The sequence below is a fragment of the Solibacillus faecavium genome (assembly GCF_014836905.1).
Classification (GTDB): domain Bacteria; phylum Bacillota; class Bacilli; order Bacillales_A; family Planococcaceae; genus Solibacillus; species Solibacillus faecavium.
Genome location: NZ_JACSPZ010000013.1, coordinates 43,243 through 53,742, shown reverse-complemented (window position 1 = coordinate 53,742; position 10,500 = coordinate 43,243). Strand labels below are relative to the sequence as shown.

Sequence of the window (10,500 nt, the reverse complement as noted above, 5' to 3'; positions counted from 1 at the left end):
CACGGAAGTTAAGCTCTTTAGCGCCGATGGTAGTTGGGGGCTTCCCCCTGTGAGAGTAGGACGTCGCTTCGCACACGCAAAACCACTGAATTTTCAGTGGTTTTTTTGTTGTTTAATAAGTTAGTACAAGTTAATTTTCAAAGAAAAAAGTAGTTAAAAAATATTAGATACGAAGGACTTTAATTATTGTCAAAGTTGAACTAAAATATCGGAGTTATTTAATAATCTGCGAAATCTGTTGGGATTTTCTCTCATAGTAGGGAAAGTGAAAATTCCCTGAGATAGTTCACTAGCTAATAAGGGTTGTTGGCTAGTTTTTTTATTTGCATAATCGTCTTATAATAGAATGATAATAATAAATGAGGTGACGACGGTGAAAAATAATCGACCAATCGTTCAAGCATTAAAAGAATTTGTAGCGAATGAACCGCAATCCCTTCATGTGCCTGGACATAAAAATGGGTTGCTTTCAAATTTACCAAGCGTGGTTAAGCGCGCATTAACATACGATGTAACCGAGTTGACAGGCTTAGATGACTTCCATCATCCAGAAACAATTATTTTACAAGCTGAACAGTTACTTGCCTCTACATATGGAGCAGATCGAAGTTTCTTTTTAGTTAACGGTTCTACAGTTGGTAACTTGGCAATGATCTATGCAACATGCCAAAGAGGGGATACGGTGCTTGTCCAACGTAATGCGCATAAATCTATTTTCCATGCTCTTGAACTGGTGGGGGTAAACCCAGTATATATTGCGCCTAAATGGCATACTGAAAGTCAAACTCCTGGCTGTATTGAATTGGATACACTGAGATCTGCATTAGCGAGCTATCCATATGCAAAAGCAGCCATTTTTACATATCCAACTTATTATGGGGTGACAGCGAGTGATTTAGTGGAGCAAATTGACCTTTGCCACTCTTACAATATTCCTGTATTAGTGGATGAAGCACATGGAGCTCATTTGAAAGTGACAGACAAACTGCCACAATCCGCTTTAGATGCTGGTGCAGACATTGTTGTACAGTCTGCCCATAAAACATTGCCGGCAATGACGATGGCCTCTTTTTTACATATGAAAACATCGCTAATAAGTGCACAAAGGGTAAACCATTATTTACGTATGTTACAATCGAGTAGTCCGTCCTATTTATTGTTAGCTTCACTTGATGATGCGAGAAGCTATGTTGCAAATTATACGGATATTGACTATTCCTATTTAATGGATAAACGTCGGCAATTTATAGAATCTTTAACATCATCGACAGAATTGCAAGTAGTAGAAGTCGATGATACGTTAAAATTATTAATTCGAGCACCTGGCTATTCAGGCTTTCAATTAAAAGAAGCATTAGAAAAAGAACAGGTTTATGTAGAATTGGCTGATGCGAAACAAGTCCTAATTATTTTGCCATTGTTAAAGCAGGGAGATAGTTATTCATTTGCTGATTTACGAATCAGAATGAAAGAAGCACTTATTCATTTGAAGGACTTACCAGGAAAGAAAGAGTATGATAATCAGACTACTTTTGAAATGACACCTATTATAAAAGCGGAGTATAGCTTTGACGAAATTGAACGGGCTGAGAAAGAGTGGCTCCCGTATATGAGAGCAATCGGACGAGTGGCCGCTTCAACAATAATTCCATATCCACCCGGTATACCGTTATTTGTACCAGGTGAGAAAATCACAGTCGCAAAACTGAGTCAATTGGAAGAGCTTCTTGCGATTGGAGCAGTGTTCCAAGGGGAGCACCGTCTACAAGAGAAATTAATACAAGTCATAAAATAGATGCAGGGAGAATATAAAAATGCAAAGGAATTTATTTATTACATTTGAAGGCGGAGAAGGGGCAGGTAAAACGAGCGTGTTAAAAGCAATAGGTGACCGCCTCAAAGAAAGACAGATTGATGCTTTATTAACACGTGAACCAGGTGGGATTGAAATAGCAGAAAAAATCCGTGCTGTTATTTTAGATCCAACACATACCGAAATGCATGAACGGACAGAAGCATTACTATATGCAGCAGCACGTGCCCAGCATTTTTATGAAAAAATAGTACCTGCTTTAGATAAAGGGAAACATGTACTATGTGACCGATTCATCGATTCTTCATTAGCGTATCAGGGCTATGCACGTGAAATCGGTGTTAATGAAGTATTAGCTATCAATGAATTTGCCATAGGAAAGCGCCTTCCAGATGTGACTATATTCTTTAATATATCTCCTGAAAAAGGTTTAGCTCGTATTCATACAACCCGTACGGATGAATTAAACCGATTAGATGTAGAGAGTTTAGGATTCCATGAAAAAGTATACGAAGGCTACGGAGAGGCCATGAGACGTTATCCGGAACGCTTTAAAATTATTAATGCAGATCAGGAGTTAGAGCAAGTGATTGAGGATGTATGGATGATTTTAAATCCGTTATTAGGGTAAAAGTAAATGAAGTGTACCTTTTATTTATGATATAATAGAGGAACCAATTCAATGAAGGGGTGAGTACGGATGAAGTTAGTAGTAGCAGTAGTACAGGATCAAGATAGTAACCGTTTATCCAATGCATTAACGAAAAACAACTATCGAGCAACAAAATTAGCGAGTACAGGTGGTTTTTTACGGTCGGGAAATACGACATTTTTAATAGGTACGGATGATTCATTAATTCCGAAGTTGTTAGAAATTATTCGTGAAAACTGTCGTTCACGCGAGCAAATGGTCGCTCCTGTTTCACCAATGGGAGGGAATGCTGATTCCTACATCCCGTACCCTGTAGAAGTTGAAGTTGGTGGAGCGATTGTATTTGTATTGCCAATCGAACAATTCCATCATTTTTAATATCTTTCAACAGAATGAAAGATATTAAGGCCTCTGGTAGATATACGAATTCAGCATGTTCTTTCGAGGGCAAAGCGGATTTCGGATGCAATTATGCCGAGGCATAATTGACTTTTTGGAGGCGAATGATAAATGAAAATTAATCAGGATCTCCGGGTAAATTTGAATGCAAATCGCAATGATTTACGTCCAGCAAACCAAAATGGTAATCGTTTTGGAGATATGGTTGTAAAACAAGGTTCAAAAATGCAATCAGAGCAACTCACGAGACTTTTAGGCGATATATCAACAGCTGGTGATCGTGTAGCCCGTTCTCGAAATTTGAGGGAATTGGCACGTTTTAAAATGCTTATTAAACGCTTTTTACAAGAAGCCGTTGATTATGGTCTTGAAATGAAGCAATCCCATACATGGAATCGCTTTGGTGAAGGACGTCGCCTGAAAATTGTCGAAACAATTGATGAGCGACTTGTCGAATTAACCGAAGATATTTTAAATGAAGAAAAAGAGTCTATTGAGCTATTATCGAAAATTGGCGAAATTAAAGGACTATTAATAAATCTGTATATGTAAAATATGCCCGTGTCTTTGTTGTGCACTAGACACGGGCTTTTTTCCAAGCAGACGATAAATTGTTTGAATTGTACATAGGACCATTCAAATAAAAAGAAGCAGTAAATGAAAAGGTGAAGGAAATGACACGAACTATTGAAGAGCTTACAAAGCTGCAGCCCGTAGTAATGAAGCAATTACAAACCATTGTAGAAAAAAATCGTTTAGCACATGCCTATATTTTTGAAGGTGAAAAAGGTACGGGCAAACGAGATGTCGTCTCTTTTTTTATGAAACTTCTCCTTTGCGGAAATTTGTCAAAAAATGTTCCATGTGAAACATGTCGAAATTGCAGACGTATTGATTCGGGAAATCATCCGAATATTTGGCAAATAGAGCCAGATGGTCAATTTATTAAAATAGATCAAATACGGGAATTAGTTGCTGAAGTGAAAATGACAGGTGTAGAGGAAGGTAAAAAAATTTATGTTCTGCATCATGCAGACAAATTAAATATTGCCTCTGCCAATATGCTTTTAAAGTTTTTAGAAGAGCCAGATGGACAAGTTGTGGCAATTTTATTAACGGAGCAAATTCAATCTATTATTCCTACAATTCGTTCACGTTGTCAGCATATTAAATTTGCAAAAGCTCCACGTATTAATTTAATGGAGCAGCTCATAGATCAAGGGCTTACTAAATCTATGGCATCGACAACAAGTATGGTAACGAATGATATTGATACAGCTTTTGCACTAGCAAATGATGAGCAGTTTGTACTTGCACGGAAAACAGTGTTAAAATTAGTAGAGATTGTTCATCAAAATATTCATGAAGCTTTATTATTCCTTCATGAAGAATGGCTTCCATTATTTAAAGAAAAAGAAGAAATGGAGCGGGCACTGGATTTATTGTTATTTGCGTATCGTGATATTGTAGCGATTAAAGCAAATCAACAAGCCGTGTCTACGTATCCCGATATGTATCAACGATTTAATGAGATGGCTTTAGTATTGACGTATGAAAAGTTATCGAGTCAAATGCAGGCAATATTACAAGCCCGTACAAACTTAAATCGTAATATGAATCGTACGTTATTGATGGAACAGCTTATGCTGAATCTTCAGGAGGGGTATACATTTGTATAATGTAGTCGGAGTTCGCTTTAAGAAAGCGGGTAAAATATATTATTTTGATCCAGCAGCATATATTTTGGATGTTGGAGAATATGTCATCGTAGAAACTGCACGCGGAATTGAATATGGCAAGGTAGTAGTGCCCATGCGACAAGTCGGGGAAAATGACGTTGTTTTACCATTAAAGCAAGTTGTTCGACCTGCAGATGAGCGTGATCGTTTTCAAGTAGAAGAAAATACATTTGAGTCTAAGCGGGCATTTGATTTAGCGAATACGAAAATAATTGAACATTCGTTAGAAATGAAGCTCGTGGACGTAGAATATACATTTGATCGTAATAAAATTATTTTCTATTTTACAGCAGAGGGACGTGTAGATTTCCGAGAACTAGTAAAAGATTTAGCTAGTGTTTTCCGTACACGTATTGAACTTCGCCAAATAGGTGTTCGTGATGAAGCCAAATTACTTGGCGGAATAGGGCCTTGTGGAAGAATGCTTTGTTGTTCGACATTTTTAGGGGATTTTGAGCCAGTATCAATTAAAATGGCAAAGGATCAAAACCTATCATTAAATCCGACAAAAATTTCAGGGCTATGCGGACGTTTAATGTGCTGCTTAAAATATGAAAATGATGATTATGAAATTGCAAAAGAAGGTATGCCTGACATTGGTGATCTATCTATGACACCAGAAGGAGAAGGCAAAGTCATCGGATTAAATGTATTAGAGCGACTTATTCAAGTATATTTAACGAAGCAGGAGCGTATGGTTGAATATACGCTTGAAGAGCTCATGCAGTATGAGAAAAATCTGATATAGATAGAATTAATGGGGTGGCTTGAGTGAAGGACCGTAATTTTTTAGATACTGTTATGGAGTTCGAACAACAGCTTGAATCAATGCAACAACAATTTAGCGCACTTAAGCAATTTGTTGCGCATATGATGGAGGAGCATCAGACGCTTCAAACAGAAAACCTTCACCTACGTAAGCGTTTAGAGGAACTATTGGCGAATGAAGCGATTGCAAGTAAACAAGTTGAAGAGATAAAAAAGGAACCCGTAGATATTGGCGAAGGTTACGATAATTTAGCAAGGCTTTATAACGAAGGTTTCCACGTATGCCATGTGCATTTTGGTAGCTCGCGTAAAAGTGAAGATTGTTTGTTCTGTCTATCATTTTTAAATAAACAAAATGGTTAAAAAAAAAGGCTGAATCTGCAAAAGTAGATATCAGTCTTTTGTTTAGGTAAGAATTTATAAATAGTAGTTATGTGGAGGATTGTGATTTGGAACAATGGTTAAAGAATGATGAACGACTGGACTATTTGCTTGCTGAAGATTTAAGAATTATTCAAAGTCCATCAGTCTTTTCGTTTTCATTAGATGCAGTATTATTAGCACGCTTTGTGCAAATCCCAAAAAGTAGAGGTCATATAATTGACCTTTGTTCGGGAAATGGAGTAATTCCGCTATTTTTGAGTGCTCGAACAAAGGCAAAGATTACAGGAGTAGAACTGCAACCTAGATTACATGACATGGCAACTCGCAGCATTGCCTATAATGATTTATCACATCAAATAGAAATGCAATTGGGAGATGTAAAGGAAACACCACAAACATTGGGAATCGAAAAATACGATGTAGTTACATGTAACCCGCCGTATTTTTTAGCACACGAACTAAGTGAAAAAAATATGAGTGAACATTATGCGATTGCGAGGCATGAAATCCATTTAACACTAGACGAGGCAGTAGAAGCTGCAAGCCGTTTATTAAAGCAAGGTGGCAAAGCGGCTTTTGTGCACAGACCAGGTAGACTTTTGGATATTGTAACAGCGATGCGGGCAAATCGTTTAGAGCCGAAGCGAATTCAATTTGTCTATCCGAAACATGGGAAAGAAGCCAATACGCTATTAATCGAAGCGATAAAAGATGGTAAGCCGGATTTAAAAATTCTTCCTCCATTATACGTATATAAGGATGATAACGAATATACGGCAGAAGTGAGGGCACTTTTATATGGAGAAGGAAAATAAACACTATTTTTATGTGTTAGAGTGCAAAGATACATCATTCTATGCAGGTTATACAAACAATTTAGAGAAGCGTATTGCTGCACATAATGCAGGTAAAGGTGCTAAATATACGCGCGCACGAGGTCCTGTAAAATGTATTTACTATGAAACCTTTACAACAAAGGAACAAGCGATGTCGGCTGAATATGCATTCAAGCAACTTAAACGTTCCCAAAAAATTGATTATATTAGGAGGGCTTCAGATGAAATCACAGAAAAGTAGTCAACATGAGCAAGGAAGCTGCCTGTACTTAGTAGCCACACCAATTGGCAATTTAGAAGATATGACTATGCGAGCATTACGAATTCTAAAAGAAGTGGATATTATTGCTGCAGAAGATACGCGTAATACGAAAAAGCTATGTAATTACTATGACATACAAACACCGCTTATTAGTTATCATGAGCATAATATAGAAGTAGGTGGGGAGAAGTTATTAGGCTATTTGCGTGAAGGGAAGTCCATCGCATTAGTAAGTGATGCGGGTCTACCGTGCATTTCTGATCCTGGTGCAGATATTGTTGTGAAAGCAATTGCCGAAGATTTTGCTGTCGTACCGATCCCAGGGGCGAATGCAGCATTGACTGCCTTGATTGCATCCGGCTTATCCCCACAGCCCTTTTATTTCTTTGGTTTTTTAAAACGGAATAAAAAGGAACGTCGAGAGCAACTGGATAAATTATCGAAACGACAAGAAACACTTATTTTTTATGAAGCACCTCATCGATTAAAGGAAACTTTGAAAGATTTACAGCTTGTTTTAGGAAATCGCCAAATTACATTGGCACGTGAACTAACAAAGAAATTTGAAGAGTTTTTACGTGGGACTATAGAGGAAGCGATAGTGTGGGCAAGCGAAAATGAAATCCGAGGGGAATTTTGTATTGTTTTGGAAGGTAACACTGCTGATGAAATAGAAGATGAGGAAGAAAGCTATTGGACAAACATGTCTTTAGAAGAACATGTCTCTTATATAATAGAGGAAACTAAAGTTTCTTCAAAAGAAGCAATTAAAGAAGTAGCTAAATTACGTAATTTACCTAAACGCGATGTGTATCAAGCATATCATCAATAAAAAAAGCATTGAAAAGTCATCTTACTTTTCAATGCTTTTTTTGTTTGGTAAAATAATACTTTATATTAGAAAAGTATTGGTTACCTAGAAGGTTTTTTAAATAGAGTCTTCACTTACTTTTTTAGGTTTGATTGGATTTCTTTCATTAATGCTTCTGCACCTTCAGAAGACAAGATTAATTTACCGCCTACTAAACGCATGTTTTCATCAGAAACTTCACCAGTTACTGCACATGTCATGTTAGGCATATATTTTTTTAAGATAATTTTGTCGTCGTCTACGTAGATTTCTAAAGCATCCTTTTCTGCAATACCTAATGTACGGCGCAATTCAATTGGAATTACCACACGTCCTAATTCGTCTACTTTACGTACGATACCTGTTGATTTCATAATTAATATTTCCTCCTATATTCTTTTAATTAACTTATTTAAATTTCGTCAAAATTCGACATTTAACCTTGTCTATTTAGAATCATACCAACTAATACCATATACGTCAATTAATTAGCATTCACATTTTCTTCGTTCGAGAAACTTTTTTGTCATATTTGTAATATAATGTGCAGATATGAAAAATATTTACCAAAATATTTTTGCAATAGTCAAAAAGATTTAAGGAATTCCCAATTTTGCGTGTTGATTTTTCGACATGTTGGGATTCCGATAAACTTTCATTGAAACAAGTTTCGTACTTGGTTAGAATAAAGATTATACTTAACAAACAAATGGAGGCACTTTCGTGAGTGAACAACAAACATTCTATATAACAACCCCAATTTATTATCCAAGCGGTAAGTTTCACATCGGTACCGCCTATACAACGGTTGCATCTGATGCAATAGCGCGGTATAAGCGTTTAAAAGGTTTTGATGTACGCTTTTTAACAGGTATGGACGAACACGGTCAAAAAATACAGGAAAAAGCGCAAGAGTCTGGTATGCACCCACAAGATTACGTAAACGAAATTGCAGAGAGTGCAAAGAAATTATGGGATACTATGGATATTTCCTATAATGACTTTATTCAAACTACTGAAAAGCGCCATGTTGATGCAGTCGAAAAGATTTTCCAAAAGTTTTTGAATAATGGCGATATTTATATAGGTGAATACGAAGGGTTATATTGTGTGCCTTGTGAATCTTATTATACTGAGACGCAATTAATGGAAGGAAAGTGCCCGGATTGTGGTCGGGATGTTCAAAAAGTAAATGAAGAATCTTACTTCTTTAATATGAAAAAGTATGCCGATCGATTACTTGCTTATTATGAGGATAATTTAGAATTTATAGAACCTGAATCTCGAAAAAATGAAATGATTAATAACTTCATTAAACCGGGGCTGGAAGATTTATCGGTTTCTCGAACATCATTCGACTGGGGCATTAAAGTACCAGGAAATCCGAAACATGTTATTTATGTATGGGTAGATGCTTTATCGAACTATATTACTTCATTAGGGTATGGTTCTGACAATGAAGAGTTGTTCAATAAATACTGGCCAGCCGATGTCCATGTAGTAGGGAAAGATATCGTGCGATTCCATACGATTTATTGGCCGATTTTCTTAATGGCCTTGGAGTTGCCTTTACCGAAAAAGATTTTTGCACACGGTTTCATTATGATGAAGGATGGAAAGATGTCGAAATCTAAAGGGAACGTTGTCTACCCGGAAATGTTAATCGAGCGATATGGTCTAGATGCGACACGCTATTTCTTATTACGTGAATTGCCATTCGGTCAAGATGGTGTCTTCTCGCCAGAATCATTTGTAGAGCGTACAAACTTTGATTTAGCAAATGACTTAGGAAATCTTTTAAATCGAACTGTTTCAATGATGAACAAGTATTTCGATGGAGAAATTCCTACTGAAAACTTACAGGAAACGGAATTTGATGCAGCTTTAAAATCACATGCTGAAAGTGTACGTATTAGATATGAAGAAAGTATGGAAAAAATGCAATTTAGTGTCGTACTTTCTGAGATTTGGTCACTTGTATCACGTACAAATAAGTATATTGATGAAACATCTCCTTGGGTATTGGCAAAAGACGAAGCGGATAGAAATAAGTTAGCTGCTGTAATGAATAATTTAGCAGAAAGTTTACGTCATATTGCAGTGCTGATTCAACCGTTTATGACAAATGCACCAAAGCAAATTATGGAGCAGTTGGGACTAGATGATAAATTATTAGCATGGGACACAATTGAAACATTCGGCAATGTTATTCCAAGAAACATTAAAGTGGTAGAAAAAGGAACACCAATTTTCCCACGTTTAGATGCGGAAATTGAAGTGGCCTATATTCGTGAACAAATGCAAGGCTCTGTAAAAACAACACAACAAGAAGAATCTACAAGTGTAGAAGCACCTAATACAGAAGAGATTTCAATAGACGATTTCATGAAAATTGACCTAAGAGTTGCGACAGTATTAGCTTGTGAACCGGTTGCAAAAGCGAAGAAGCTGTTAAAGTTACAAGTAGACTTAGGCTATGAGCAACGTCAAGTTGTTTCAGGTATTGCTGAGCATTATAAACCGGAAGAATTAGTTGGTAAAAAAGTAATTGTAGTAGCAAATTTAAAACCGGTTACATTACGTGGAGAATTATCTCAAGGTATGATTTTAGCGGGCTCGCACGATGGCATTTTAACATTGGCAACTGTCGATCCTAAATTGGCAAACGGTGCACAAGTGAAGTAATTTAAATGGAGTCTGTTGGACGAATGATGTTCAACAGGCTTTTGTATTTTTAATCCATCATAAAGTATATTGATATAATATTTTGTTGAGAGAAATAGTTAATTCTATAGTT

At 36.6% G+C, this 10,500-nt stretch carries 12 protein-coding genes and 1 rRNA gene; 12 read left to right on the top strand and 1 reads right to left on the bottom strand.

The features are described 5' to 3' along the window. From rrf to rsmI, 11 genes are all read left to right on the top strand, one after another. Positions 1-72: ribosomal RNA gene (rrf, locus tag H9635_RS19555) — 5S ribosomal RNA — on the top strand; the annotation flags it as partial. A 301-nt stretch (positions 73-373) separates the two neighbouring features. Next, complete coding sequence (locus H9635_RS18265) at positions 374-1,795, top strand: aminotransferase class I/II-fold pyridoxal phosphate-dependent enzyme (RefSeq protein ID WP_318245231.1); 1,422 nt, start codon at positions 374-376, stop codon at positions 1,793-1,795. Between the two features lie 19 nt (positions 1,796-1,814). Continuing rightward, a complete protein-coding gene (gene tmk / locus H9635_RS18260; RefSeq protein WP_191701749.1) occupies positions 1,815-2,444 on the top strand; it encodes a dTMP kinase in 630 nt (209 codons plus the stop codon). 69 nt (positions 2,445-2,513) lie between these two features. Further along, the gene (locus H9635_RS18255) at positions 2,514-2,843 is read left to right on the top strand and encodes a cyclic-di-AMP receptor (RefSeq protein WP_191701748.1); all 330 of its coding nucleotides are present in this window, start codon (positions 2,514-2,516) and stop codon (positions 2,841-2,843) included. A 132-nt stretch (positions 2,844-2,975) separates the two neighbouring features. After that, positions 2,976-3,416: a YaaR family protein gene (locus H9635_RS18250; RefSeq protein ID WP_191701747.1), complete on the top strand. Its 441-nt coding sequence runs from the start codon at positions 2,976-2,978 to the stop codon at positions 3,414-3,416. A 122-nt stretch (positions 3,417-3,538) separates the two neighbouring features. Further along, positions 3,539-4,543, top strand: coding sequence for a DNA polymerase III subunit delta' (gene holB, locus H9635_RS18245; RefSeq protein ID WP_191701746.1), 1,005 nt, complete (start codon positions 3,539-3,541; stop codon positions 4,541-4,543). Further along, the gene (locus H9635_RS18240; RefSeq protein WP_191701745.1) at positions 4,536-5,351 is read left to right on the top strand and encodes a PSP1 domain-containing protein; all 816 of its coding nucleotides are present in this window, start codon (positions 4,536-4,538) and stop codon (positions 5,349-5,351) included. Before holB ends, H9635_RS18240 begins: the two co-directional genes overlap by 8 nt. 23 nt (positions 5,352-5,374) lie before the next feature. Further along, positions 5,375-5,734 carry a DNA replication initiation control protein YabA gene (gene yabA / locus H9635_RS18235; RefSeq protein ID WP_191701744.1) on the top strand — a complete coding sequence of 120 codons (360 nt, stop codon included), beginning with the start codon at positions 5,375-5,377 and terminating at the stop codon, positions 5,732-5,734. Between the two features lie 86 nt (positions 5,735-5,820). Further along, entirely contained in the window at positions 5,821-6,570 is a 750-nt protein-coding gene (locus H9635_RS18230; protein WP_191701743.1) for a tRNA1(Val) (adenine(37)-N6)-methyltransferase, read from the top strand. Then, the gene (locus H9635_RS18225; protein WP_191701742.1) at positions 6,554-6,832 is read left to right on the top strand and encodes a GIY-YIG nuclease family protein; all 279 of its coding nucleotides are present in this window, start codon (positions 6,554-6,556) and stop codon (positions 6,830-6,832) included. The genes H9635_RS18230 and H9635_RS18225 overlap by 17 nt, the downstream gene beginning before the upstream one ends. Beyond that, positions 6,813-7,685 carry a 16S rRNA (cytidine(1402)-2'-O)-methyltransferase gene (rsmI, locus tag H9635_RS18220; protein ID WP_191701741.1) on the top strand — a complete coding sequence of 291 codons (873 nt, stop codon included), beginning with the start codon at positions 6,813-6,815 and terminating at the stop codon, positions 7,683-7,685. The genes H9635_RS18225 and rsmI overlap by 20 nt, the downstream gene beginning before the upstream one ends. 113 nt (positions 7,686-7,798) lie before the next feature. Here rsmI and H9635_RS18215 read toward each other — a convergent pair whose 3' ends face one another. Beyond that, complete coding sequence (locus H9635_RS18215) at positions 7,799-8,077, bottom strand: AbrB/MazE/SpoVT family DNA-binding domain-containing protein (protein WP_191701740.1); 279 nt, start codon at positions 8,075-8,077, stop codon at positions 7,799-7,801. Positions 8,078-8,426: 349 nt separating this feature from the next. Here H9635_RS18215 and metG point away from each other — a divergent pair, with 349 nt between their 5' ends. Beyond that, positions 8,427-10,388 (top strand): methionine--tRNA ligase, encoded by a 1,962-nt coding sequence (metG, locus tag H9635_RS18210; RefSeq protein WP_191701739.1) that lies wholly within the window; start codon positions 8,427-8,429, stop codon positions 10,386-10,388. Positions 10,389-10,500: the final 112 nt, after the last annotated feature.

Excerpts from the sequence above, each read along its gene's own strand:
- tmk (WP_191701749.1), top strand. The coding sequence starts at position 1,815 with ATGCAAAGGAATTTATTTATTACATTTGAAGGCGGAGAAGGGGCAGGT.
- holB (WP_191701746.1), top strand. The coding sequence starts at position 3,539 with ATGACACGAACTATTGAAGAGCTTACAAAGCTGCAGCCCGTAGTAATG.
- H9635_RS18225 (WP_191701742.1), top strand. The coding sequence starts at position 6,554 with ATGGAGAAGGAAAATAAACACTATTTTTATGTGTTAGAGTGCAAAGAT.
- H9635_RS18215 (WP_191701740.1), bottom strand. The coding sequence starts at position 8,077 with ATGAAATCAACAGGTATCGTACGTAAAGTAGACGAATTAGGACGTGTG.
- H9635_RS18255 (WP_191701748.1), top strand. The coding sequence starts at position 2,514 with ATGAAGTTAGTAGTAGCAGTAGTACAGGATCAAGATAGTAACCGTTTA.
- rsmI (WP_191701741.1), top strand. The coding sequence starts at position 6,813 with ATGAAATCACAGAAAAGTAGTCAACATGAGCAAGGAAGCTGCCTGTAC.
- H9635_RS18250 (WP_191701747.1), top strand. The coding sequence starts at position 2,976 with ATGAAAATTAATCAGGATCTCCGGGTAAATTTGAATGCAAATCGCAAT.